At 61.0% G+C, this 26,761-nt stretch carries 17 protein-coding genes; 11 read left to right on the forward strand and 6 right to left on the reverse strand.

The genetic code is table 11. The features are described from left to right. Positions 1–56 precede the first annotated feature (56 nt). Positions 57–4,952, reverse strand: coding sequence for an NAD-glutamate dehydrogenase (locus ASD95_RS22835; protein WP_056727573.1), 4,896 nt, complete (start codon positions 4,950–4,952; stop codon positions 57–59). 505 nt (positions 4,953–5,457) lie between these two features. On the opposite strand from ASD95_RS22835, the gene ASD95_RS22840 reads away from it, so the two are divergent. The 7 genes from ASD95_RS22840 to ASD95_RS22870 all read left to right on the forward strand — a co-directional run bounded on the left by ASD95_RS22840 (position 5,458) and on the right by ASD95_RS22870 (position 12,956). Next, a complete protein-coding gene (locus ASD95_RS22840; protein ID WP_056727575.1) occupies positions 5,458–5,811 on the forward strand; it encodes a hypothetical protein in 354 nt (117 codons plus the stop codon). Positions 5,812–6,098: 287 nt separating this feature from the next. Beyond that, positions 6,099–7,058, forward strand: coding sequence for an AAA family ATPase (locus tag ASD95_RS22845; protein ID WP_008049510.1), 960 nt, complete (start codon positions 6,099–6,101; stop codon positions 7,056–7,058). Between the two features lie 5 nt (positions 7,059–7,063). Further along, complete coding sequence (locus ASD95_RS22850) at positions 7,064–8,008, forward strand: DUF58 domain-containing protein (protein WP_056727577.1); 945 nt, start codon at positions 7,064–7,066, stop codon at positions 8,006–8,008. Further along, entirely contained in the window at positions 8,005–8,499 is a 495-nt protein-coding gene (locus tag ASD95_RS22855) for a DUF4381 domain-containing protein (RefSeq protein ID WP_056727579.1), read from the forward strand. Before ASD95_RS22850 ends, ASD95_RS22855 begins: the two co-directional genes overlap by 4 nt. Continuing rightward, positions 8,492–9,574: a vWA domain-containing protein gene (locus ASD95_RS22860; RefSeq protein ID WP_056727582.1), complete on the forward strand. Its 1,083-nt coding sequence runs from the start codon at positions 8,492–8,494 to the stop codon at positions 9,572–9,574. The genes ASD95_RS22855 and ASD95_RS22860 overlap by 8 nt, the downstream gene beginning before the upstream one ends. Continuing rightward, a complete protein-coding gene (locus tag ASD95_RS22865) occupies positions 9,571–11,310 on the forward strand; it encodes a tetratricopeptide repeat protein (RefSeq protein ID WP_056727583.1) in 1,740 nt (579 codons plus the stop codon). Before ASD95_RS22860 ends, ASD95_RS22865 begins: the two co-directional genes overlap by 4 nt. Continuing rightward, the gene (locus ASD95_RS22870; RefSeq protein ID WP_056727585.1) at positions 11,307–12,956 is read left to right on the forward strand and encodes a BatD family protein; all 1,650 of its coding nucleotides are present in this window, start codon (positions 11,307–11,309) and stop codon (positions 12,954–12,956) included. Before ASD95_RS22865 ends, ASD95_RS22870 begins: the two co-directional genes overlap by 4 nt. Positions 12,957–12,962: 6 nt before the next feature. Here the strand turns inward: ASD95_RS22870 and ASD95_RS22875 are convergent, their stop codons facing one another. Beyond that, positions 12,963–14,546 (reverse strand): ATP-binding cassette domain-containing protein, encoded by a 1,584-nt coding sequence (locus tag ASD95_RS22875; protein ID WP_056727587.1) that lies wholly within the window; start codon positions 14,544–14,546, stop codon positions 12,963–12,965. 410 nt (positions 14,547–14,956) lie between these two features. On the opposite strand from ASD95_RS22875, the gene ASD95_RS22880 reads away from it, so the two are divergent. The 3 genes from ASD95_RS22880 to ASD95_RS22890 are packed head-to-tail and all read left to right on the forward strand — an operon-like array spanning position 14,957 to position 20,432. Further along, positions 14,957–16,201, forward strand: a complete 1,245-nt coding sequence (locus ASD95_RS22880; RefSeq protein ID WP_056727588.1) for an exonuclease SbcCD subunit D C-terminal domain-containing protein — start codon at positions 14,957–14,959, stop codon at positions 16,199–16,201. Beyond that, positions 16,198–19,839, forward strand: coding sequence for an AAA family ATPase (locus ASD95_RS22885; RefSeq protein ID WP_056727590.1), 3,642 nt, complete (start codon positions 16,198–16,200; stop codon positions 19,837–19,839). The genes ASD95_RS22880 and ASD95_RS22885 overlap by 4 nt, the downstream gene beginning before the upstream one ends. Next, positions 19,836–20,432 (forward strand): glutathione S-transferase, encoded by a 597-nt coding sequence (locus ASD95_RS22890; RefSeq protein WP_056727591.1) that lies wholly within the window; start codon positions 19,836–19,838, stop codon positions 20,430–20,432. The genes ASD95_RS22885 and ASD95_RS22890 overlap by 4 nt, the downstream gene beginning before the upstream one ends. Positions 20,433–20,893: 461 nt before the next feature. Here the strand turns inward: ASD95_RS22890 and ASD95_RS22895 are convergent, their stop codons facing one another. After that, positions 20,894–24,598 carry a hypothetical protein gene (locus tag ASD95_RS22895; protein WP_056727594.1) on the reverse strand — a complete coding sequence of 1,235 codons (3,705 nt, stop codon included), beginning with the start codon at positions 24,596–24,598 and terminating at the stop codon, positions 20,894–20,896. Positions 24,599–25,350: 752 nt separating this feature from the next. Between ASD95_RS22895 and ASD95_RS22905 the strand changes: the two genes are divergently transcribed. Beyond that, the gene (locus ASD95_RS22905; RefSeq protein WP_056727599.1) at positions 25,351–25,599 is read left to right on the forward strand and encodes a DUF6137 domain-containing protein; all 249 of its coding nucleotides are present in this window, start codon (positions 25,351–25,353) and stop codon (positions 25,597–25,599) included. A 117-nt stretch (positions 25,600–25,716) separates the two neighbouring features. On the opposite strand, the gene ASD95_RS22910 is transcribed toward ASD95_RS22905, so the two are convergent. The 3 genes from ASD95_RS22910 to ASD95_RS22920 all read right to left on the reverse strand — a co-directional run bounded on the left by ASD95_RS22910 (position 25,717) and on the right by ASD95_RS22920 (position 26,608). Next, positions 25,717–25,953 carry a hypothetical protein gene (locus tag ASD95_RS22910; protein ID WP_056848071.1) on the reverse strand — a complete coding sequence of 79 codons (237 nt, stop codon included), beginning with the start codon at positions 25,951–25,953 and terminating at the stop codon, positions 25,717–25,719. After that, entirely contained in the window at positions 25,950–26,162 is a 213-nt protein-coding gene (locus tag ASD95_RS22915; protein WP_056728088.1) for a hypothetical protein, read from the reverse strand. Before ASD95_RS22915 ends, ASD95_RS22910 begins: the two co-directional genes overlap by 4 nt. A 266-nt stretch (positions 26,163–26,428) precedes the next feature. Beyond that, the gene (locus ASD95_RS22920) at positions 26,429–26,608 is read right to left on the reverse strand and encodes a hypothetical protein (RefSeq protein ID WP_007979950.1); all 180 of its coding nucleotides are present in this window, start codon (positions 26,606–26,608) and stop codon (positions 26,429–26,431) included. Positions 26,609–26,761 lie beyond the last annotated feature (153 nt).

The following is a 26,761-nucleotide window of genomic DNA, read 5'->3' on the forward strand; positions in this document are numbered from 1 at the left end:
TCTTGAATAAAAAAACCCCGCATCTTTCAATGCGGGGTTTTTCATTCAACGCCTGATCAGGCAGCCGGTTCCAGCTCGACGGCGACAGCGGCAGGCACTACCGCTTGACCGCTCAATGCCAGGTCCAGCAGTTCGCGGTTGGCCACCGCGTACATGGCGTAGTCAGTGCCGCTGGCGGCACGGATTTCCACCAGCATGGCACGCCAGCGCTCGATCATGCTCTCGTTCTGAGCCATCCACAGGGAGAGCCGTGCTTCCACGTCCTGGGTGCCGTCGCCCTGTTGCAGGACCGAGATGGTGATCGCACGTTGCTGCCAGTCGACATCATCGCGGAACGCTTCACGGGCCAGGGCCTGCCAGTTGTTTTCAACCGGCAGAGCGCTGATCTGCGCCAGGTACCAGGTGATGTCCAGCGCGCTGCCCACGGCGAAGTACGCCTTGGCTACGTCCGCCGGGTCCTGGCCGGTCACGTCGGAGGCCTCGATGATCGGCAACAGGGTGTACAGGTGCGAGGTGCCAGCCACCATGCGCGCCAACAGCTCCGGCACACCGGCTTCGACGTAGGCCTGATAACGCGCCTGCCAGGTTTCGCGGATCGGGCCGATCAGCAGTTCGTCGAGCTTGAGGCCCAACTCCTTCAGATGCGGACCGAAGTGCGCGACGTCACGGGCAGCGTTCTGCTCGTTGCGACGGGCACGCAGGAACCAGCGCGTAGCGCGACGGCCCAAACGCATCAGCTCGTCCATCAGCTCCAGTTGCACGTCGGCGGAGACCTGGTAGTCCAGGGCTTCGATCTGACGGAACCAGTGCGGGAGATGGAAAATGTCACGCACGATCACATAAGCGCCAGCCACGTTCGCCGGGCTCATGCCGGTCGACTCTTTGAGTCGTTGAACGAAGGTGATGCCCATATGGTTGACCAGATCGTTGGCGATCTGGGTGCTGACGATTTCACGCTTCAGGCGGTGACGACGCATCGCCAAGGAGAACTTGCTCACCAGGGTCGGCGGGAAAGCGGTTTCCATGTCGCGGGTCAGGTAGTCGTCGTCCGGCACCAGGGAGCCCAGCAACTGCTCCTTGAGGTCGATCTTGCTGTACGAGATCAGCACCGACAGCTCGGCACGGGTCAGGCCATGGCCTTCGGCGATGCGCTCGTTGATTGCATCTTCGGCCGGCAGGAACTCGATGGCGCGATCCAGCTTGCCACGGCCTTCCAGGTCATTCATCAGGCGCTTGTACTCGGCAATCCGCGGCAAGGCGCGACGGGCTGCCAGGGACAGGGCCTGAGTCTGCTTGTAGTTGTTACCCAGCACCAGACCACCGACTTCGTCGGTCATGCTCGCCAGCAACTCATTACGCTGCTTGTCGGTCATGTCGCCGGCCTGAACCACTTCGTTCAGCAGGATCTTGATGTTCACTTCGTGGTCGGAGCAATCCACGCCACCGGCGTTATCGATGAAGTCGGTGTTGGAACCGCCGCCATTGAGGCCGAACTCGACGCGACCCAGTTGGGTCATGCCCAGGTTACCGCCCTCGCCCACGACTTTGCAGCGCAGTTCGTTGCCGTTCACGCGCAGTGCATCGTTGGCCTTGTCGCCGACATCGGCGTGGCTTTCGCTGCTGGCTTTCACGTAAGTACCGATACCGCCGTTCCACAGCAGATCCACCGGCGCCTTGAGCAAGGCGTTCAGCAGTTCGGTCGGGGTCAGCTTGTCGGCCTGGATGTCGAAGCGTTCCTGCATTTGCGGGGAAATCGCAATGCTCTTGGCGCTACGGGAGAAGATGCCGCCACCTTCGGACATGAGGCTGGTGTCGTAGTCCGACCAGGCCGAACGCGGCAGGTCGAACAGACGCTGACGCTCGGCGAAGCTCGACGCCGGCTCCGGGTTCGGATCGATGAAGATGTGCAGGTGGTTGAAGGCCGCGACCAGTTGCAGCTTGTCGGACATCAGCAAGCCGTTGCCGAACACGTCACCGGCCATATCGCCGACGCCCACAACAGTGATGTTGTCTTCCTGGACATTGATGCCGCGCTCGCGGAAGTGACGCTGTACGCCGACCCACGCGCCCTTGGCGGTGATGCCCATCTTCTTGTGGTCGTAACCGGCCGAACCACCGGACGCAAACGCGTCACCGAGCCAGAAGCCGTAGTCGATGGCGATGCCGTTGGCGATGTCGGAGAAGGTCGCAGTACCTTTGTCCGCGGCCACTACCAGGTACGGGTCATCGTGGTCATGACGCACGACGTTGGCCGGCGGAACCAGCGCGCCGTCCTTCAGGTTGTCGGTGATGTCCAACAGGCCCGAAATGAAGATGCGGTAGCAGGCGATGCCCTCGGCCGCGATCTCGTCACGGCTGCCGCCCAGTGGCAGGCGACGCGGCAGGAAGCCGCCCTTCGCACCCACCGGCACGATCACCGAGTTCTTCACTTGCTGGGCTTTTACCAGGCCCAGGACTTCGGTACGGAAGTCTTCTTCACGGTCGGACCAGCGCAGGCCACCACGGGCCACGTTGCCGAAGCGCAGGTGCACGCCTTCGACGCGCGGCGAGTAAACGAAGATTTCGAACTTCGGTACAGGCTTCGGCAGTTCAGGGATCAAGTGCGGGTTGAACTTGAAGCTGAAGTACGACTTGTTATGGCCGTTGGCATCGGTCTGGTAGAAGTTGGTGCGCAGGGTGGCCTTGATCAGGTCCAGGTAGCGACGCAGGATGCGGTCTTCGTTCAGTACCTGGACGTCATCCAGGGCGCTGAGGATCGCGTGTTCCAGGCGTTGCTGCTTGTCATCCAGATCGTCGCCGGTCAGCTTGCGCGCCAGGTAGAAACGGGTCTTGAACAACCGGGTCAGCTCGCGAGCGATGTCGGTGTGGTTGTTCAGGGTGCTGGCGATGTAGCCCAGGTCGAAGCCCAGACGGATCTGTTTCATGTAGCGGGCGTAGGCACGCAGCAGTGCAACGTCGCGCCATGGCAGGCCGGCGGTCAGTACCAGACGGTTGAACGCGTCGTTCTCGGCTTCGCCACGCACGATGTGGACGAAGGCGTCCTGCAGGGTGTCGTTGAGTTGCTGGATGTCGAGTTCCAGGCCTTCGGCGGCGGTGAACGCGAAATCGTGAATCCAGAACTCGCGGCCACTGTTGTGGCGCAGGCGGTACGGGAACTCACCCAGCACGCGCAGACCGAGGTTTTCCAGGATCGGCAGGACGTCGGACAGCGCCAGCGGAGTATCGGCGTGGTACAGCTTGCAGTGCAGCATGCGCTGGCCGGAGACCTGGCCCAGCGGCTGATAGAAGCTCATCACCAGCGGATTTTTTTCGTTGAGGCTCAGCAAGTGCTGCATGTCGACCACAGCCGAGTGGGCTGCGAAACGCTCGCGGTAACCGGCCGGGAAGCCTTTCGGGAAATCGGCCAGCACGTTGGTGCCGTGGGCTTCACCGAAGCTTTCAACGGTCAGGGCGGCATAGTCGTCCTGCCAGCTGCGGCAGGCCTGCACCACTTCTTTTTCCAGCAGCAGCGGGTCGATGTCGAGGCGGTTTTTCGGGTCGACGCGCAGGATCAACTGCACGCGGGCCAGCACGGACTCGGAGAAGAAGGTCCAGAACTCGCAGTCCGAGGCTTTCAGGCGATCCATCAGCACTTGCTGGATCTTCTGGCGCACTTCGGTGGAATAGATGTCACGCGGCACGTAGGCCAGGCAGTAGCAGAAACGGCCGTACGGGTCTTTGCGCAGGAACACGCGAATCTTGTTGCGTTCCTGGATCTGCACGATCGACATCACGGTGCTGAACAGTTCGTCCACCGGGGTCTGGAACAGATCGTCGCGCGGCAGCACTTCGAGCACCTGTGCCAGTTCCTTACCCAGGTGAGCCTTGGCCTGGAAGCCGGAACGGTGTTCGATTTCCTCGACCTTGCGGCGGATGTACGGGATCACCCGCACGCTCTCGCCGTACACCGACGAGGTGTACAGGCCCATGAAACGGCATTCCTTGATGACCTTGCCGTTGGCGTCGATCTCGCGGATCGACACGTAGTCCGGGTAAGCCGGACGGTGTACGCGGCTTGGGTGCGCGGCCTTGGCGAACGACAGCAGGGTCGGTTCGCGCAGGTAGTTCACGGCGTAGTCTTCGATGCGCAGGTCATCGTAGGTCAGGCCGGCACGCAGCAGCTTGGTCAGGCCGAGGAAGGAATCCTTGTCGTAGACGATATGGCCGCCATCGGCTTCATCGCTGACCACGAACTCTTCATAACCGAGGAAGGTGAAGTGGTTGCCCACCAGCCATTCCAGGAAGCTCTTGATTTCATTCTTCTCGTCGCCATCGACGGCGAACTGGCTGTTGTCCAGCTTGGTCAGGATGTCCTGGACCTTGGCCTTCATCGGCTCGAAATCGCCGACGGCCACGCGGACTTCACCGAGCACCTGCTCCAGCTCTTTGCTCAACACATTGAGCTCGGCGGTGTTGGCGCAGCGGTCGATTTCCAGGTACATCAACGATTCTTGCTGAATATCGTCGCCCTGGGTGCCTTTAGGCAGGATTTCCAGCAACTCGCCCTTGCTGCCACGACGCACGCTCAGCACGGTGGTTTGCAGGGTATGGATGCTGTAGCCGCGGCGGTTCAGCTCGGTACGCACCGAGTCCACCAGGAAAGGCAGGTCGTGGTGCAGCACTTCGACCGCGGTGTGGGTCGACTGCCAGCCGTGGCGTTCGTAATCGGGGTTGTAGACGCGCACTTGCGGCTGCGCGTGATCAAAGCGCTCAAGCAGGCGCCATGCAGAAAGGGTGCAGCCAGCGAGGTCGGACAACCGACGCTGGGTCAGCTCGTCAAGGGAAATGATGCCGAAGAATTGTTCAGCGAACAGCGCCACTTGTGGCAGTGCCTGTTCACTGATGTGCTGCGCCAGTGCCGCTTGCAGTTGGTGCTGGAAGTCGGCTTTGCTGGCTGCGGTGAAGAACGCCATCTGTGGTACTCCGCTTGGGCTTGTTATTGATGGAAGCGTCGCGTGCAAAGCCCCTGTTCGGGGCTACCCGTCACCCCGTTCCTGATTCTCGGGCAGAGGAAACAGGGTGACAGGTGGGTGAAGCTGGACGAGACACTCAGGTCACATTCACCTTCCGTGAATGGGCATCTGCAAAAACGACTGGGCTGCGTGCAGCGCAATGTCTTTACGGGTGCTCATCCGTTGCGCAGCTTAACCAGTGCGGCAAGGCCCGTGCTTGCGGTGCTGCGACATATTCGGTCAACGGTACGCAGCTCAAGGCATGCGCCTCGAACAACACTAGCATTCGCACAGAAAAATGGCGGATTTCCGTCCGGTTTTACGGGACATCCGTACCAGAAATGACCAGCAACACTTTGCTCGGTCACGACACATCCCCCTGACACCCGGACGAGCAGAAATGTGCGCGGGCTGGCAGAATCGCCCTTTGCTGCGTTAACCACGCCCGTCAAGCCAGGAATTCCCCATGAAAATGAAAACCGCCCTCTTGATCGTCAACCCTTGCGACGACGAAGAAGACAACATGGCCATGCTGTGCTGCCACAGCGAACAGGGCGAAATGTTCCTGATGAGCCGCTACCCGGATGAAGACGAGCTGGAAATCACCCTCGATGGCGAACCTTCGACCCTTGATGGCGTGAAAGTTACCCTGAGCCCTTCCCTGTTGAAGATCGAAATTGCGGCTGCCGATGCCGATGTGCTGAATGGGGATGATGTGCTGGAGATCACCTTCGACCCGGACATGGTGGATTTGGCTGAAGTTGAGCTGACCTTGAAGAATATTCTTGATGGCACTGGCACCTATATCAGCCAACTCTAAATATCAGCGCACTTACTGACGCCTTCGCGAGCAAGCCCGCTCCCACATTTGATCGCATGCGTCAGTGACGACGCGGCTCTCTGTGGGAGCGGGCTTGCTCGCGAAGAGGCCCGAGAGAGCACCGCCACCTGCGACCCGAAGAAAATTCCTACAACTATTGCTAACCATTTCCCGCACTTTGCGCAAAATGCCGTTAGTCGGCGCCCCCCGCGATGGATTAAAGTAACGCCCCCAGCCCTGGCGTATTTCCTACGTCCTCGGCCACCCTTTTGCAGGAACAGTCATCGATGGAACATCGTGAAGCGCTGCTGGCGCTGCGAACCTTTCTTTCAACGCAGATTCTCGGCCAGGAAAAGCTCATCGAGCGCTTGCTCATCGCCCTGCTCGCCGACGGCCACATGCTGGTCGAGGGCGCTCCTGGCCTGGCCAAGACCAAGGCCATCAAAGAACTTGCCGAAGGCATCGAAGCCCAGTTCCACCGCATTCAGTTCACTCCCGACCTGTTGCCGGCCGACATAACCGGTACAGAAATCTACCGCCCGGAAACCGGCAGCTTCGTGTTCCAGCAAGGTCCGATCTTCCACAACCTGGTACTGGCGGACGAAATCAACCGTGCCCCGGCCAAGGTCCAGTCGGCCTTGCTCGAAGCCATGGGCGAGCGGCAAGTCAGTGTCGGGCGCAGCACCTATGAGCTGTCGCCGCTGTTCCTGGTGATGGCCACGCAGAACCCGATCGAGCAGGAAGGCACCTACCCGCTGCCGGAAGCCCAGCTCGACCGCTTCCTGATGCACGTAAAGATCGGCTTCCCCGACGCGACGGTTGAACGCAAGATCCTGCAACAGGCCCGTGGCGAAGCGCTTAACGGCGAAGCGAAGCCTGAGCGCCGGGTGACTCAACAGACGATTTTTGTCGCGCGCAAGGAAATCCTCGGTCTGTACATGGCCGATGCCGTGGAGGAATACCTGGTACAACTGGTCATGGCCACCCGAACCCCGGCCAAGTTCGATCCGGAAATGGCCGAGTGGATCGCCTACGGCGCCAGCCCCCGCGGTTCGATTGCCCTGGACCGCTGCGCCCGCGCCCACGCCTGGCTGGCCGGGCGTGACTTCGTCAGCCCGGAAGACATCCAGGCCGTGCTGTTCGACGTGCTGCGCCATCGCATCATTCTGTCCTTTGAAGCCGAAGCCGCTGGCATCGATCAGGACCGGGTGGTCCAGCGGATTCTCGACGTCGTAGCCGTCGCTTGACCTCGATGAACGCCAGCCTGCCGCCCGAGCCGGGCATCCGAGTCAGCCTCGCCGACCTGATCGAGATGCGCCATCGCGTGCGCGAAGTGCAGCTGTTTTCCACGCCGAGCCAACGCAGCCCGCTGATCGGCCTGCACCATTCCAAATTGCGCGGGCGTGGCGTCGACTTCGATCAGGTGCGGGTCTATCAGGCCGGCGACGATGTGCGCACCATTGACTGGCGTGTGACTGCGCGCACCCAGGAGCCGCACACCAAGCTGTTCCACGAAGAACGTGAGCGGCCGATTTTCATCATGGTCGAACAAAGCCGCCGGCTGTTTTTCGGCTCGGGCCTGATGTTCAAGTCAGTGCTCGCCGCCCAGGCCGCGAGCCTGATCGGCTGGGCGGCCCTGGGCCACAACGACCGGGTCGGCGGGCTGGTGTATGGCGACAATGAGCACTACGAGATCAAGCCCCGGCGCAGCAAGCAAAGCCTGCTGCAGTTGCTCAACCGGCTGGTGCGGGTCAATCAGTCGCTGACCACCGAAGGCGAGCCGGACCGTGACGCCTTTGGCATTGCCTTGCGCCGGGCGCGGGAGGTGTCGCGTCCTGGCAGCCTTGTCATTGTGATTTGCGATGAACGCGCGCTATCGGAAGGCGCCGAGCAACAGCTGAGCCTGTTATCGCGTCATTGCGACCTGCTGCTGCTACCGGTGTCCGATCCGCTGGATCATGCCCTGCCCGCCGCTGGCCTTTTACGTTTCGCCGAGCGTGGCGCGCAATTGGAACTCGATACGCTGAATTTCGACCTGCGCCAGGCTTACCGGGCCCAGGCCGAAGCACGCATCGCCCGCTGGGAACTGCTCGCACAAAAACTACGGGTGCTGATGATGCCTTTGAGCACCCAGAGCGAGATGGTCGAGCAATTGCGCGAATACCTGAACCCACAGAAACCGGGAAAAGGTCGATGAACAGCCTTGATCAACTGCAACCACTGATATCACCGCCACCGGTGGAATTCTGGCCTCCGGCACCGGGCTGGTGGTTACTGCTTCTATTGGTGCCACTGATCGGTTTGGGCCTGTGGAAGCTGCGGCACTTCATTCCACGCAAACGTCCCGTGGTACGTGCCGAGCAGCCGCTTGACCCGGTGCGCCTGGCCGCACTGGCCGAATTGGCAATGATGCCCAAACCCTACGACGGTGCGCCGGCCGGTGCCTGGCTGCAGCAACTCAACGGCTTGCTCAAGCGCCTGTGCCGCAACCACTATCCCTACAGCCAGAGTCACACCCTCAACGGCCGCAAGTGGCTGGCGTTCCTCGATAACCGCTGCCCGGCAGCCGGGCTGACCCGCTGGATGGTGCTGGTCGAAGGCGCCTACAAACCTGAGTGCAAGCTCGACGACAAGGCCATCGCCGGCCTGACCCAGGCTGTCGACACCTGGATTCGCAAGCATGTTTGAGTTCGCCTGGCCGTGGATCTTCGCCCTGTTGCCCTTGCCGTGGCTGATGCGCATCGTATTGCCGGTGGCCGACAGTGGCGAACCGGCGCTCAAGGTCAGCTACCTCAGCGACCTGGAAGGCCTTGCCGGGCGTCGCGCCCGGGCCAACCTGCCGGCATGGCGCCAGCAGGCACCTTTCATACTGCTGTGGGTGTTGCTGCTGATCTCGGCGGCGCGCCCGCAATGGCTCGGCGAACCCCTGCCGATTGCCGCCAGTGGCCGTGACTTGCTGGTGGCGGTGGACGTTTCCGGCTCCATGGACTTCCCTGACATGCAGTGGCAGGACGAAGAAGTGAGCCGACTGGCGCTGGTCCAGCACCTGCTCGGCGATTTTCTCGAAAGCCGCGAAGGTGACCGGGTCGGCCTGATCCTGTTCGGTAGCCAGGCCTACCTTCAAGCCCCACTGACCTTCGACCGCCACACCGTACGCGTCTGGCTCGACGAAGCGCGCATCGGCATTGCCGGCAAAAACACCGCCATCGGTGATGCCATCGGCCTGGCCCTCAAGCGTCTGCGCTCGCGTCCGGCAACTAGCCGCGTGCTGATCCTGGTCACCGACGGCGCCAACAATGGCGGTGAAATCGACCCGCTCACCGCTGCGCGACTGGCGGCCAGGGAAGGGGTGAAAATCTACCCGATCGGCATCGGTGCCGATCCGGAGCAAAGTGGAACAGTCGGCTTTCTCGGCGTCAATCCGAGCCTGGACCTTGACGAACCGTCCCTCAAAGCCATCGCCGAAGCCACCGGCGGCCAGTATTTCCGCGCCCACGATGGCAAGGAACTGCAATCGATCAAGGACACCCTCGATCAACTGGAGCCCGTGGCCCAGCAACCGACCCAGGCCCGCCCGGCCCAAGCCTTGTATCACTGGCCACTGGCCCTGGCGCTGTGGTTGAGCATGCTGCTGCTGGCACCCGTACTTTGGCCGGACAACCCCTTGCAACGCCTGTTTACCAAGGATCTGTTCCTGCAAACCCAATTGCTGCCCGACTGGCGCCAACGGCTCAAACGCCTGCGCCTGCGGAGGCGCCGATGAGCGTGCTGTGGCCCTACTGGTTCCGCCCCTGGTGGCTGTTGTTGCTGCCGGTGCTTGGCTGGTTGCTCTGGCAACTCTGGCACCGCAAGAAGCGCGCCGGGCGCTGGCAGATGATCCTGCCGCCGGCCTTTCACGCAGCGCTGCTCAGCGGTGGCAGTGGTCGCGACAGTAAACTGCCCTGGATCGCCCTCGGTCTCGCCTGGCTGTTGACTGTGCTCGCCCTGCTGGGACCGAGTTGGCAGCGTGTCGAGCAGACCAGTCAAAAGCCCGCCGACCCGCTGGTGGTGATTCTCGAACTGACCCCGGAAATGCTCGCCACCGACGTTACGCCCAACCGACTGGAACAGGCGCGACGCAAGCTGCTTGATCTGCTGCAGATTCGCAGCGACGCGCAAACCGCCATCGTCGTCTACGCCGGCAGTGCCCACACCCTGGTGCCGCTGTCGGATGATCTTTCCACCAGCCGCAATCTGCTGGATGCACTGAAACCGTCGTTGATGCCAGAGGCCGGTCATCGCGCCGATCTGGCGGTGCTCAAGGCCCTGGCGCTGCTCGACCAGGCTGCTTTGGGCGACGGGCGGATCCTGCTGATTGGCTCGTCCCTGACCGACCAGGAGCGGCTGGGCATCCGTCGCGCGCTGAGCGGTAAATCGACTCAATTGCTGATGCTCGGCATCGGCACCGCCGAAGGCTCGCCGATCACCCAGGAGGACGGCAGCTTCCTCAAGGATGAACAAGGCGCCATTCTCGTGCCGCGCCTGGACGAACCCGGCTTGAAAAACTTTACCAACGACCTGGATGGCCGCTATCGCCAGGCGCGCCTGGACGATAGCGACCTGCACGCCCTTGGCCTGCTCGACGGTCCACGCAACTTGCGCAACGACGGTCAGACCTTGCGCCTGGACACCTGGGCCGATCAGGGTTACTGGCTGCTGCTGCCACTGTTGCTGCTCGCGGCCTGCGCGGGACGTCGCGGCTGGCTGCTGTGCCTGCCGCTGCTATTGGCGCTGCCTCAACCGAGCTACGCCTTCGACCTCGCGGACCTTTGGCTGCGCCCTGATCAACAAGGCCTGCATTTACTCAAGCAGAAGCGCCCTGCGCAGGCTTCCCGACGCTTCGAAAACCATCAGTGGCAAGGCGTGGCGCTGTATGAGGCCGGCGACTACGCAGGCGCCGCCGAGCGGTTTGCCGAAGGCGACGATGCCCACGCCCACTACAATCGAGGCAATGCACTGGCCAAAAGCGGTGAGCTGGAGGCAGCCCTGGACGCTTACGAACAGGCACTGGAGCGTCAACCGGATCTGCGTCCGGCACTGACCAACAAGGCGCTGGTCGAACGTCTGCTCAAGGAGAAAAACACGCCACCCCCTCCTGAACCAGACGCAGCCAGCAACGCCCGGCCCGAAACCGAACCGACGGAGCCACCGCCCGGTGCCGCTGCCCAGCCCTCGAGCAGCGGCGAACCGAAAACCGAGGGGCAACCGCCCCGCCCGGGTGAGGAACAACCGCCCACCACCCCGCCGAAGCCGGGGGCCAACGAGGTACCGGGCAGCGAACTGGGTGACGAACAACACACCACACCACCCTTGCGCCCGGCCACCGACAGCATCGAAGGTGAACAGCGCCAGGCACTGGAGCAGTGGCTGCGGCAGATCCCGGATGACCCCGGCGAACTGCTCAGGCGCAAATTCTGGTACGAACAGCAACAACATCAGGATCAGGAAGAAACTCGATGACCCGCTTCACCGTTTTATTGCTCGCGCTGCTGCATGGCCTGTTGTTCTGCACGGCTCAGGCACAGGCAGCAGAACTGGTCGCCAGTGTTGATCGCAGTCGCCTGAGCTCGGGCGAGACGGTCGAACTGACCCTGGAATCCAGCGATGTCACCCAGTTCGGCAAACCTGACCTGACAGCGCTGGAGCCGTTGTTCGAAGTGCGCGGCACACGCCAGGTCAACCAGTTGAACACCCTGAGCGGTGAAAACCAGGCCACCACCCGCTGGATCGTCACCCTCCTGCCCCGGCAAAACGGCAGCGTAGTGATTCCGTCACTGCAACTGGGCGAACTGCAGAGCCAGCCGATTACCCTGCAGGTGGTCGAGAGCGAAACACAGGACAACCCGGACAAGCGGGCCGCGGTGTTCATTGACGCCAGCCTCGATCAAACCAGCGTCTACGTGCAGGCCCAGGCGGTCCTGACCCTGCGCATCTACCATTCGGTGTCGCTGTACGACGACAGCAGCCTGCCGCCCTTGCAGATACCTGACGCACGCATCGAACAACTGGGCGAATCGCGCACCTACGAAAAGGACATCGACGGCCTGCGCCACGGCGTGATCGAAATGCGCTACGCGATCTACCCGCAACACAGTGGCGAACTGATCATTCCGGCACAGGTCTTCAACGCCGCGCTGGTCGACCCACAACCGGTACAGGACGCAGCCCAAGGGCCCAAAGCCGGCAAGCTGATGCGCGTCACCTCGGTCGAGTTGCTGTTGACGGTCAAGGCCAAACCCATCACCTATCCGGCCGATGCCCCCTGGCTGCCTGCGCGTAGCCTGACCCTGAGCGAAAGCTGGAGCCCGGAGCCGGATCACACCCAGGTCGGCGATTCGCTGACCCGCAGCCTGACAGTGAAGGCCGAAGGCTTGTCCAGCACCCAACTGCCTCCGCTGCCCGGCACCGACGTCGGCGGCCTGCGGCGCTACCCGGATCAACCGGTGCTCGGTAACCAGAACAGCGAACGTGGCCTGGTCGGCAGCCGTGAAGACCGCGAGGCCCTGGTGCCGACACGGACCGGCGCCATCGAGTTGCCCACCGTCGACGTGGTCTGGTGGAACACCTTCGAAGATCATCTGGAACACAGCAGCCTGCCCGCCCGCACGCTGCACGTGGCGGCCAATCCGAGTCTGATGGCCGACACCCCGGCCGACGCCTCACCGGTCGATGCCGGCGCCGACAGCGAAGCGCTCTGGCGCTGGAAGCTCAGTACCCTGATCCTGGCCTGCACCACCCTGCTCGGCTTCGGCCTCTGGTGGCGTGGCCGCTGGCAACCGGCGGTGGCGCGTGTCGCTCAAACCGGCCCGAGCCCGCGCACCGTTCTAGACGACCTCAAGCGCGCCTGCCAGGCCAACGATTCCCACGCCACCCGCCAGGCCCTCGACGCCTGGGCCCGCCAACAGCCGGAAACCCTGGCCGACATGGCCGCCCGCTTCGTGCCACTGTCCGACGCCCTCGACGGCCTGAACGGCGCGCTGTACAGCGAAACCGGCCAACACTGGCAAGGTGACGAGTTGTGGCGGGTGATCAAGGCGATCCCGATGGCTGAACGGGTGCAGGATCCGGTTGGTGACAGTGGATTACCGCCGCTTTATCCGAAGTGATTGTTTTTAGTTTTTGAGATGAAACTCAACATCTAGATGAATAGCGTGTAAAAAAGCACAATCGTGAGAAACCACGATCAATGCCCCTTGGTATTGATTAAGCATCTGCTCCAGTGCTATTCGACTGGGCAGATCCAAATGGTTATCCGGTTCGTCCAGCAACAGCAATTGTGGTGGCCGCCGTGCGTACAACTGCGCAGCGAGCGCTATTTTCAGACGTTCGCCGCCACTCAACTGGCAGGTCTTGAGCATCGCACGGTCAGCATCAATCCCCATCTGCGCCAAGCGGGTGCGTGCCTCGGCTTCGGGCAACTCAGGATTGCTCTCGTAGAGCCATTGCACCGCGGTGCGTTCGGGATACTGCAATCCGGCGTGTTGATCCAGCCAGCCAACATGGCAACTGCGGATGAGTTCGCCTTCGCGCACCGGCAGTTGGCCGGCGATTACTCGCAACAGGGTCGACTTGCCGCTGCCGTTGGCGCCCAGGATCGCCATGCGCATAGGCCCCGTCAGCGTCAGATTGACCGGCGCCGCGTAACCGAACGGGAGAATGACGTCGTTGAGCTGCACAATCAGCTTGCCATTGGGCACTACGCTTTCCGGAGACAACATCATGCGTTGAATGTCCGGCGCGCACCGCGCACGGGCCTCGGCGATACGTTGTTGTTGCTGCTCCCGTGCCACCTGTTGATTGAGGCGCAATTTTCCCTGACTGTTTTCACTGCGCTCTTTCTGGGCGTTGGTGATCAGCTTGGTCTGATTACCGTCGCGGGCCTGACGGTCGCCGCGCGCATTACGCCGTTGCTGACGCGCCATCTGCACGGCCATCTCACGTTGCTCGCGCTTGGCCTGCGCCCTCTCCCCTTGCAATGCCGACTGGAACGACTGCTGTTCTTGCTCGCGCGTCGCCGCATACTGACTGTAGTTGCCGCCATAAACCGCCAGCCCCAAGGGCGAAAGATCGACAATTTCGTTCACGTGTTCCAGAAGGCCCCGGTCGTGGCTGATCAACACCAGACCGTTGGGCCAGCGCTCGATCTGCTGCGCAAGCTTGTGTTGCTGATCAATATCCAGGTGGTTGCTGGGCTCATCGAGAATCAGCCAGTCGGCCCTGGATAACCACGCCCCCAACAGCGCCACCCGTTGCCGTTCGCCACCACTGAGTGCGTCGGTGCGCGCGTTGGCACTCAAGTGACCGAGGCCGATCTGCTGCAGTTCCGCCTCAAGGCGTGTGGCGCAATCCCATTGGTCGACCGCCAGCGCATGGTCGTCATCTTCGACGCTGCCTTGGGCAATGCGCGCAAGCGCCGCCAGAATATGGTCGACCCCGGCCAGCGCGGCAACGCTGGGGTAGTGCACGGGTTCCAGTAACTGCGCCACGGCGTAAACCCGCCCTTCGCGACGGACGATGCCGCTGGCGGGTAGTTGCTCGCCAGTGAGGAGCCGGCCAAGCAAGGACTTGCCACAGCCATTGGCACCCACGATGCCGGTGGCCCTGGTACTGAAGGTGTGGTTCAAGTGATCGAACAGCACGCGCCCGTCGGACAGGTTGAACGACACATGATCAAGTTGCAGTAACCGTTGAGTCATGACACTTCCTTTTCATTCGGCCGGATAGGCACTGAACCACTCCCTGATGGTGCGCAACAGCACCCGGCGGATGGGCAATGACCGTGAACACGGCGCCTGCCCACATTTGAAAATGACCTTCGAACAGCATGCCGGCCCTGATCGACGTCGAGAGATCTTGTGTCACCCTCAACACCAGACGTCCCGAAGGCCAATGTATCTCGATCAGGCGCGCCCCTTCTACCAACAACAAGATCGAAAGATCGCAGCCTGCGGCAGCTCCTACATTGGATATGTGCATACCCTGTAGGAGATGTCGCAGGCTGTTTTTTTTGCCCTCTGCATTCCCGACCTTTTGTCAGTAAACTCTCTCCCCTTTCGCCGCCTTCATTTTTCACGCGGCCATTACCTATTTTGTAGCGGAGTCCGCCTTGCGCTTGTTTCACACCTCCGACTGGCACCTCGGGCAGAACCTGCACGGCCAGGATCGCGATTTCGAACACGGCTGTTTTCTCGAGTGGCTGTTGCGCCAGCTGAAACTGGATCAACCGGATGTGCTGTTGATCGCTGGCGATATCTTCGACACGGTCAATCCGCCGGTCAAAGCCCAGGAACGCCTCTACGACTTCATCGTCAGCGCCCACGAACAGCAGCCGTTGCTGACCATCGTGATGATTGCCGGCAACCACGATTCCGGCTCGCGGATTGAACTGCCCGCCCCCTTGATGCGCCGCTTGCGCACTCATGCGCTGGGCCGCGTGCTGTGGCTCGACGACGGTCAACTGGACGCCGAGCGCCTGTTGCTGCCGTTGCCCGATGCCAGTGGTGAAGTCGCCGGCTGGTGCCTGGCGCTGCCATTCCTGCGTCCGGCGGAAGTCACCGGCGCGCATTTGGGCGACAACTACCTGCGCGGGATCGGCCAGGTGCACGAGTGGCTGATCGAAGCGGCCAACGCCAAGCGCCAGCCGGGCCAGGCACTGATCGCCATCAGCCACGCGCACATGGCCGGCGGCTCGGTGTCGGAAGACTCCGAGCGCAGCCTGATCATCGGCAACGCCGAAGCCCTGCCCGCCAGCCTGTTCGGGCCGAGCATCAGCTACGTGGCCCTCGGCCACTTGCACAAGCCGCAGAAGGTCAACGGCGAGGAGCGCATCCGCTATAGCGGCTCGCCGATTCCGCTGTCGTTCTCCGAGATCGGCTATCAGCACCAGATTCTCGACATCAAGCTCGACGGCGAAACCCTGCTCAGCGTCGAGCCGAAACTGATCCCCCGCGCGGTCAACCTGCAGCGCATCGGCCCGGCGCCATTGAGCGAGATCCTGCTGCAACTGGCGGACCTGCCGAACATCGACCTGTTGGCCGAGATCCAGCGCCAGCCATGGCTGGAGGTGCGGGTGCGCCTCGACGAGCCACAGCCCGACCTGCGCAATCAAGTGGAAACCGCCCTGCAAGGCAAGGCCGTGCGCCTGGTGCGCATCGCCGCCGAGTACGCCGGCAACGGCGGCCGTGACGGTGCCGACGAAGGCAGCACGCTGATCGAACTGGACCAGCTCACGCCTCAGGAACTGTTCAGCCGCGCCTGGCAGGACAACTACGGCAGCGAGGTCGACGAGCAAACCCTCAAGGACTTTGCCGAGCTGTTGCAGGACGTGCAGATGGAGAGCGAACAGCCATGAAAATCCTCGCGATCCGCCTGAAAAACCTTGCCTCCCTGGCCGGGCCGTTTGAAATCGACTTCACCGCCGAACCCCTGGCCAGTGCCGGACTATTCGCCATCACCGGCCCCACCGGCGCCGGTAAAAGCACCTTGCTCGATGCCCTGTGCCTGGCGCTGTTTGGCGCTGTGCCGCGCCTGAACAACACCGGCCGCGACGCCAAGGTGCCGGATGCCGACGGCGAAATCGCTACCGGCGATCCGCGTACCCTGCTGCGTCGCGGCACGGGCGAAGGCTATGCGGAAGTGGATTTCGTCGGTGTCGACGGCCGCCGTTACCGCGCCCGCTGGGAAGCCAATCGCGCCCGGGACAAGGCCGCCGGCAAGCTGCAGGCCAGCCGCCAGAGCTTGCGTGACATCGATCAGGATCAATTGCTCGCCAGCCAGAAAGGCGAATACAAGACTCAGCTCGAAGCCGCGCTGGGGCTGAATTTCGAACAGTTCACCCGCGCGGTGATGTTGGCGCAAAGCGAGTTCAGCGCCTTCCTCAAGGCCGACGACAATGACCGCAGCGAACTGCTGGAAAAACTCACCGACACGGCGCTCTACACCCGCCTCGGCCGTCGCGCCTTCGACAAGACCAAGGAAGCCCGCGAGGCGCACAAGCTGCTGCAGGATCAGGCCAGCGGTGTGACGCCACTGTCGCCCGAAGCCCGCGCGGAACTGGACGGGCGCTTCAACCAGGCGCAGCAGCGACTCAAGACCCAACAGGCGCAGCTCAAACAACTTGAACTGCAGGACACCTGGCTCAAGGACCTGCGTCGCTTGCAGGACGAACATCTGGCCGCCAGCGAACAACTGCAATCGGCGCAGACTCACTGGGAGGCCTTGGCCAGTGAGCGCTTGAGGTTCACCCGCCTCGAACAGCTGGCCCCGCAACGGCACCAGTTCGCCCGTAAAGCCGAGGTCGATGCGCTGCTGACACCCTTGGCGGCGCAAATTGCCTTGCACACGCAGCAGCATGGCGAACTCGGCGAGCGTCAGACGCAGCTTGAGCAACAGCTCGGCAGCGCGCGGATCGCCTTGAGCGAAACCCAACAACGACAAACCGACAGCACACCGTTGCAGCGTCAGGCCTTCGAAGCCCAAAGCACCCTCGCCCGCCTGGCCAAGGACACCGCCCTCAGCGCCGAAGCCAGGCAACAGGCGCAACAGGCCTGCACCCAGGGCCAGGGCACGATTCAGACCTTGCTCGATCAGCAAGCCCGTGGCGCCGCGGACTTGCAACGCATCGCCACCGAGCTGGAGCGAAGCACCCATCTGGCTCCGTTGAGCGATGCCTGGAATGCCTACCGCGATCGCCTGCAACAGTTGATGTTGATCGGCAACCGGTTGAATCAGGGCCATGCCGAACTGGCCAGCCTCGAACAAAACGCCGCGAGCACCGAACAAGCGCTCACCACGCAGAAGCAACAACTGGAGGTACTGTTCAAGGAGGCCGGCGCCGAACCGGATGCCGTCGCCGAGCAGATCGGCATTCTGGGCAGCCTGTTGCAGGACAACCGCAAGCAACTGCGCGCCGTCGAAGACCTTGCGCGCCTGTGGGCCAGCCAGCAGGACCTGGACAAACGCGGTGCCGAGCTGCAACAACGCCAGCTCAGCGCACAGCAGGAACGTGAACGCCTGACCCAGGACGGGGTCAAGGCCAAGGCTGACCTGAGCGTTGCCGAACAGACCCTCAACGTCACGCGCGAGCTGCTGGAGCGCCAACGTCTGGCGCGCAGTGCCAGTGTCGAAGAGCTGCGCGCGCAGTTGCAGGACGATCAGCCATGCCCGGTCTGCGGCAGCAACGAACATCCCTATCATCAGCCGGAAGCCTTGCTGCAGAGCCTCGGTCGTTTTGATGAAAGCGAACAGGCCAATGCGCAGAAGGCCGTCGACCTGCTCAAGGAAAAACTCACTGACTTGCGCGCCGAAGTCGGCGGGCTGATCGCCCAGCAAAAAGAACTGCTGCAACAGCAGGAGCAACTGGCGACCCAGCAGCAAGCCCTCGCCCCGAGCCTGGAAGCGCATCCGTTGGCGACCCAACTGCTGAACCAGGATGCCGCCAAACGCGATGCCTGGCTCGTTCAGCAAAACAGTCAGCTCAACCAGAGCATCAGCCAGGACGAGCAACGGCAGAGCGCGCTGCTCACCCTGCAACAGGATGCCGCGCGCCTGACCCAGCAACTGCGTCACGCCGAAACCGCGCACCAGCAGGCGGCCCAGCACCTGAGCAATCAACAGCGCGAACTGGACAACGACCGCCAGCGCCTGGACGAAGAACTCAAGGCATTCGCCAGCCTGCTGCCGGCCGAGACCCTGCAAGCGCTGCGCGACGAACCGGCCGCGACCTTCATGCAGCTCGACCGGCAGATCGCCGAGCGACTGGCGCAACTCGAGCAACAAAAGGAAGAACTGGCCGAGCAGCAACAGCGCCAGCAAAACCTGGAGAAGGAACAGGATCGCCAGCAAAGCCGCATGCAGCAATTGCAGGCCGCCGAACAGCAATTCAGCGGGCTGGCCGAGCAGCAACAGGCGAGCCAGCACACGCTCGGGCAATTACTCGGCGAACACAGCAGCGCCGAGCATTGGCAACAGCAACTGGAACAGGCCGTGGAACAGGCCCGCAGCGCCGAAGCCAGCACTGCGCAGACGCTGCAAAGCGTTCTCACGCAATCAGTGCAACTCGCCGCCGAACTCAAGGCCCAGCAGGAGCGCTTGCACGCACTGGAAGGCGAAGAACGCGAGCTCGCCGGCAAGATCGGTGACTGGCGCGCCCGCCATCCCGAACTGGATGACGGCGGCCTCGAAGACCTGCTGCGCGTCGACGACACTCAGGTCAGCGAACTGCGCCAGCGCTTGCAGCACAGCGAAAAAGCCATCGAACAGGCCCGCGTCCTGGTGCAGGAGCGCGACAAGCGCTTGATCGATCACCAGACGCAACACAACGGCAACCTCGACGCCGAGCAGTTGGCCAGTGCGCTGATCGACCTGCAAAACCTCGCTGCCACCAGCGAGCAACACTGCGCCGAACTGCGCGCCGAGCAGGCCGAGGACCAACGCCGGCAGAACGCCAATCAGGCCCTGGCGCAGCAGATTGCCGACGCCTACAACGAGTATCAACGCTGGGCGCGCCTCAATGCGTTGATCGGCTCCGCCACCGGCGACACCTTCCGCAAGATCGCCCAGGCCTACAACCTTGACCTGCTGGTACACCACGCCAACGTGCAATTGCGCCAACTGGTGCGCCGCTACCGCCTCAAGCGCGGCGGCAGCATGCTCGGGTTGCTGGTGATGGACACCGAAATGGGCGACGAACTGCGTTCGGTGCATTCGCTGTCCGGTGGCGAGACCTTCCTGGTCTCGCTGGCACTGGCCCTCGGTCTGGCGTCGATGGCCTCGAGCACGCTGAAAATCGAGTCGCTGTTCATCGACGAAGGCTTCGGCAGCCTCGATCCCGAATCCCTGCAACTGGCCATGGACGCCCTCGATGGCTTGCAGGCCCAGGGCCGCAAGGTCGCGGTGATTTCCCACGTACAGGAAATGCATGAACGGATTCCGGTGCAGATTCAAGTCCAGCGCCAGGGCAACGGCCTGAGCACCCTGGAGGTGAAATGAACACCCTGTATTCCTTCCGCCGCTGCCCGTACGCCATGCGCGCACGCATGGCCCTGCGCTACTCGGGCGTGGCCGTGGACATCGTCGAAGTCAGCCTGAAGGCCAAGCCCGCCGAAATGCTCGCGCTGTCGGGCAAAGGCACGGTGCCGGTGCTGAGCGCCGATGGCCGGGTGATCGACGAAAGCCTCGACATCATGCGCTGGGCCCTGGCACAGAACGATCCCCAGGACTGGCTGCTCAAGGACGATCCTGACGCAGCGGCGCAAATCGCCCCCCTGATCGAACAGAACGATCAGGTGTTCAAGGTGCACTTGAATCGCTACAAGTACGCCGAGCGTTATCCCGAGCAGCCGATGGAGGTTTATCGCGGCGAGGGCGAGGTGTTTTTGCAAAGGCTGGAGACGTTGCTGGAGGAACGCGACTACTTGCTCGCCAACCATCCAAGCCTGGCCGATGTGGCGTTGATGCCCTTCGTGCGCCAGTTCGCCCACGTCGACCGCGACTGGTTCGCGCAGACGCCCTATCGGCGTTTGCAGGACTGGTTGCAGCGGTTTCTGGAGTCGGATTTGTTTACCGGTGTGATGCGCAAGTAAGCCACCGCACACTGTGGCGAAGGGCTTGCCCTAATGCCAGTCAGTCAAGGAGCAAAACCTGTGGGAGCGAGCTTGCTCGCGATAGCGGACTGTCAGGCAACGCAGATGTTGACTATGCGATCGTCATCGTCGGAACGCCGCCCGGAGCAAGCTCGCTCCCACAGGGGGTGTGGTGTTCGAAACGTTAACTGATCGGCATTAGGGCAAACCCCCTCACCACAAAAGCCCTTCATCGACAGCAGGCTTCAGGCCAACACCTCACACATCCCGATCGCCGAGCAATCCACCAGGAACGGCCCGAACACCACCCCTTCATTCCTGATCGGTGGATTGCCGGCCATTTTCGCAATTCTGACGCGTGGCTTTCAGTCGATTCTTGTATCGCCAGACGTGTACTCTCTCCAGCTTCTTTTCAGATCAAGACGAATTCCGGGCACAGGCTCTCGGGTCCGCACGATAACTCAACACTCGGTCGACCCCAAGGAAACGGGACGCCTCTGCCCCAGAGTCGGCCACGAATCTAACGACGTCCAATCGATGCCTTTTTTTAGTTCAAATCGACAGACGGGGCGGCTCATCAAAATCTGCGTCTGGATGGCCTGCTCAGCGTCAGCGGTACATCCCCACGGAACAGTGTCCAAGTCCCGTAGGAGTCCCGTCAATATATCCTGATCAAGGCAGTCGCCGAATCGAGCGACCAAAAGGTGTTTCGCGCGGCGAAATCGCATTCCGGTGCCGACCAGTTGCGCAGCCAAGTGCGATGCGCCATGGGCCGCCATAGCAATTTCGGGTGCATGCCGCACGATCATCCCCGGCATTCCCGATAGCATTGATCCCGCCGCCGCGACTTGCCGCAAGTCATCCGCCAGGTCCGAGCGTTTGAATAGGCAGGCTGCGATCAGGTCATCGCCGACATTGAAGACGCCCCGCCCGGCGAGTTCAGAAAGCGCCTCCTTTGGCCACTTGGCCGCCAGGAAAAGGGTGGCCTGCCGGAGCGATTCATAGCGACCGAACCACCGTCCGTTGTCCTCGGCCTCCTCATTCAGCCAGTGCGCATACCCGTCAATCAAGGTCCGACAATAATCGAATCCCCTGCGCAGACAACGTAACAGCAGACCGCGAACGATTCGGCTGCACGCCATCGCGGCGACCGTCGACGACATTGGCAGGGCGTGCAAGGCGACGTACTGCGCCCTGTCCTCGATCACCGCTCGATACCGTATCAGTGTGGTAAATATCTCCTTCCATTCCAATCCGTCGAAACGTTCGGCGAAGCCGTCCACGGCTTCGTTGGCGACATACGAAAAATCGTAAGAGGCGTCGAATAGAAAGCGCGTAGCGGCCACAAAGTGCCAGAGATGCTCGTAATCCCAGGGATCTGATCCTTGCGCGTTAAGGCGGATGAACAGTGTCCAGGTACCCAGCACTTGCTCGCGCCGGACCGTCAGTGCCGGGAACATCCAAATTTGGAAACGATCCAGAAATACCTCAAACGCCAGGATCCTCGCGATTTCGCCCCCGGGGCAATCAGGCGGCTCCGTCCACTCTACCGAGATCTGCCGCGGCGTGAACACGTAGCTCGCCTTGTGCGTTCCCATCGGAATCTGAATCTCGAGCAACTCTCGCTCGAAACGCAGAACCTTCGTCGAGCGACTGCTGAACGTCGAACAGAAGTGTTCTAGCGCTTGTACGCGCCGTGGTAGCCCCTGCGCGTCAAGCCGCAGCCCCGCCAGGGAGTATTGATGAAGGAGATTGTGAAGAACGTGCGGATTCTCGTACCGCAGCGGTGTTTCATGGGAAACCACAATGGCGTCAAACTCGAATCGCCAATTGCGGTCCTGTATCTCGAATGACTCGGGCATCTCGTCATCAGCCCATTGACGCAGCCAAATTTGAAAGCGCTGAAGCACTGCGGCATCGCGCTCAGACAGCGATCCTATGTTCAGGAATTCGATCCACCATTGCATCACTATGAGGTAGCGGCGGTAGCTGCCAGCGTCGCCCTCCTCCACCGAGCGCCATAGCAGCCCTTTCAATGAGGCGTCATACGCTTCGACCAGCGATCCTCTAATCTGCTCAGCGACGTTTTCCAGACCGGCTTCGTACAGCGCACCCCGGAGTGTCAAGTAAGTATCGTTGAGCTGCAGAGGAAGCCGCGCGGTCGTGCTGCCACCCGACACCATAGCTCTAAACAACGCTACTGACTGTCGGAATGCGTCCACTGGTTCGAGGACGGCGGGATTAACGAGAGCCTGCCGCGCAAGCAGGATCCCACTTGCGATCGGCAACTCCAAAGAGCGGATGGATACCATCGATTCGACAAACAAGCCATCTTCAAGATCGTGTGCCAGTGCATCGAGGTAGGAGACGGCGTCGTCCGGCTCATAAACCGGCAGTCGCTTACATTCCGTCCTGACGAAGGCCACGCTTTCAAGAATCAACACGGCGTTATCGCGCTGAAGCGCCTTCAAATGCACGGCAGCCGAATCGACCAGGCGCCGCAACGTTTGCGACGGTAGCCAGGACGTCGCCGCCTCACAGTCGAGCAGTGCCAGGACAATTCGAAGGTCACCACTCGCGACCAACGTGCGTGTCACGGACGACAGCGCGAACAGCGTGCGCAGTTCGCCCTGCGGCTCATTCCGTGACACCCGGAACGCACGTTCGTAGTCCCTCGCAAATTCAGTGAGCGCGCAGCATTCGCCGGCATACCCTGGATTCTTTGACCGCCAGATTGCCGCGAGCAGTGAGGGTGACTCCACTACTCCGTCGTCGCGTTGCATCCAGCTCGCCGACATCGGCTGCTCGCTACGTGCGAACAGCCGCTCCTTGACTTCACGCGCGACCGGCAAACGACGCAGCTGGGAAAGGACTTCGACGCAGTCTCGCGCCAGCTCGCCGCCAGGTGCCAGCACCTCATCGGTGAAAACAAGAGCGCAGTCGTCGGGCAACACCAACTCTCGGCGACGCTCACTCTGAATTGATCGCAGCAGCGTCGAGTCACCGAAAATGCAGGTGCCGCGGTCAAATACAACGCAGTCTGCTCCGGCTGACATGCGTCGAGTGTCCATCCTGACGCATGTAGTTTTCTGCTGGCGGAACATGATACCCGCGTGCTCCTCCGCACTGCCTTCGTCTACTAATACCACCGCCACGTCGGCCTGCTCGTGCGCGTTGAGTGCAAGATATCGGCGCCAGGCGCTCATGAGATCAGGTGCCACCAATGCGCGGCCCGAAGATTGTGCACCCAGCATCAACAAGCCGGCTTCCACGACATCGTAGCGACCGATCAATGTTTCACGGCATGCATCGGTCAACACATCACGATCGCGAAAGGCATCATCAGAATACGCCGGCCGCGCCTGCAGCAGATGCAACCGTTGCACCGTCGTCGCGCGCAGATGGCGTGCGCGCCATAACCTCAGGTCTGAGCAAGCAGGACGCAGCACCAAGGCCGTCGCCTGCGAGCCGGTATTCTGAGCGCTGGCGAAACCGAAACCGATCGTATGCGCGACGTTCATCAGTTGTGGGTTTCGCGGCATGACGGTGGTCACGGACACGAAGCCAAGTGTCGTCTCCAGGCCCCATTCGCAATCGATCGCAATGAAGTCGAACGTCTGCATCAGTTCATTACATACCGCCTCCATGTGATCAAGAACAGCTGTGTCCAGATACGGCGAATGATCGCGACCGACATCGCCACAGACATCGATCTTCAGTAGCTGTTGCACAAAGCATGGAATTGCCTCGACATGATCGTAACGCCCCGAGAGCGCAAGTTGGCGTCGTGCATGCTCGGTCGATCCACTCATGGCCACAGTGGCAATACACCGTATCAGCGCTTGTGGCTCGGGACATATCAGGCTTTCGTAGCCGCCGGCATTGACGTGATCCGTCAGGTCCTCGTTACCTGCACTACGCACGATCCAGGGCGCTGAACCACAAACGTCCTCCACGCTTCGCGCCAGCAGCGGAAAAGCCTCCTCCAAAGCGGCTGCGTAGATCGCTACCGCTTCATCCGCCTGTGCCAGGCCGCCCGCCACTGCGGTTGGCAATGGGGCAATCGGAAAGATAGGCAGGACAAGATTCCCCAGGGATTCGATCTTCCGGATGCGCAGGAGCCGATCCGCCTTGGGTCCGTAGAGTTGTTCTTCGTCTGTAGTCATGGTTTAGCACGCAAGATCCGATGATTGTGGTGGTGCGGCATGTAGCTGGGCCAGCAGTCTAAGCAGCCGATGATGAAGATTCTGATCTGCTCCACTCAGTCGCCCTAGGCGACTGGCAACTTCCGCCGCCACGATCATTCCGAGGCCGACAATTTCACTATGCGGTACACGAACCTCCGCCCCATAGGTTGGCAAGAACTTGAGTTGAAAGCTGCTCGTACAATACGTCCGCATGCAATTGACTGACTTTTTTATCGCTAATCAAGTGATAGCTTGAGGCCCTGCTCTGAAACAAGGTATGCAATAGCGCTGCTAACAAGTTGGCGCTTTTCGATACTCCCACGGCCAACACGGCTACGGGATACAACGGTATCTTGTGCGTCGTACCGAACAAAGCGTGAACACTGCGAATATAATTCGCGACCATGGCTGCTATTCCATCAAAATTTTTTATTCAATATGCAATATCTGAAAAGCACTACAAAGTCCTGGGAAGCGTACTACATCCAATCCTTACACAAACAATATTTAAAGTTTTAAATTTTCAGAGCTCAGTTTCTCTGCTACGGTAATTCAACTTGGACGAACAGAAGGCATCTCTTATCGATGGCAATTAGTTGTTATTCAGCAATTATCCAAGTGCAATGTTTGCCAGGATCGCACTACTCCCAGAGAGGGCAACTACGCGACTACAGTTGATTCGATGTAATGCGCGGATATAACTGATGATCAATTAAAAAGTGACCACACTCATGAAACCCACCTTCATTCGCCAACTTGTCATTCACACAATCTGCAATGTGATTGGCGCGCCGCCTGAAGAGGTTACGGCCCTCGACAGGGTTGAACTGAATACACGCGATTGGGAGCAGGTCTTCAGCCGGCTGGAAGCAACGCTCGACATCCAGACCGGTATGTTGACCTCGGCCGAGCGATCGTTTTCCATCTACGCGTTGACGTGTGTGCTACACACCAAGCTGACAGACGACATGATTACCTAACCGACACGTGATCGGAATCGTCGTGAGTCCTGACGCGCAACGTGACCTCATCCGGCCGGATCGCTGTTTACCGGTGTGATACGCAAGTAAGAACACCGATACTGTAGCGAGAGAGCTTCAGGCCAACACCTCACACATCCCGATCGCCGAGCAATCCACCAGGAACGGCCCGAACACCACCCCTTCATTCCTGATCGGTGGATTGCCGGCCATTTCGATGTTGCGGGCGATGTTGTGATTGGCTTCGATGGCCCGTGCCACCGAGCCCGCCGAGCCCTGGCCGATCCCCAACAGGGAGGATCCGTTGGTCATGAACGCCAGGAAGGCGATGACCCAGAGTCTGTGCCCTTTCATGCGCCGACGACTCCCGCGAGTTCCGCCTGATCAACGCTCGCGTTTTGCCCACGGTGTTCAAACTGGATGCCGGGATGAGCGACCTGGATCGGCGCTTCGAAGGTGACTTGCGACTGCGCTGAAAGACTGACCACCAGCACCATGGCAAGGTAAAGACTGATCGCCACATAGGCGCCGTGTTTGGCAGAAGTGAGAATTGCGCTGGCCATGATGTTCTCCGCAGGCATGTTTCAATGCCTACAGAATCGATCAAAAAAGCCTGGGTAACCACTCAGGGTTATCCATAGTGACCATCAGCTTCATTGATCATTAAGCCAGGCTATTTCAGCCTTCAATAGAACTAATCAGGGGATTCGCGGGCAGCATGCGTTATGCAGGAGCGACACCACTCTGATCGTTTTCAACACCTGCTATTCAACATCAGGCGCTTCGATCATCAGTGACTTCGCTCCTGCATAAAGGCAGGGCTGAACGTTCAGGCTTGGGTTTTGTGATCCAGCGCGGCGTAGAAGTTGGCGCTCTGTTGCAGGTATTTCTGGGTGTAGCTCTGGGTGTGGGCTTTTTTGTCGCTGATTTCAACGTTGGCGCTGGCTGGCAACGCAACGGTGGCGGAAATGGCGGAAGCGGCGATGACAGAGAAGATGTTGAAGTTCATGGCGGTATTCCTCGGATTCAGTTGGCTTGCTTGCCCGGTGGGGCCGTGAAGCAAACTTAACCCTCGAGGGTTCGTGCCTTGAAATGCTTTGTAGCAGTACCAGATATCAGCGTCATTGATAAAAGCAGGCAGGCCCCATCAACCGGGGCCTGC

Source organism: Pseudomonas sp. Root71, from assembly GCF_001429045.1.
Taxonomy (GTDB): Bacteria; Pseudomonadota; Gammaproteobacteria; order Pseudomonadales; family Pseudomonadaceae; genus Aquipseudomonas; species Aquipseudomonas monachiensis.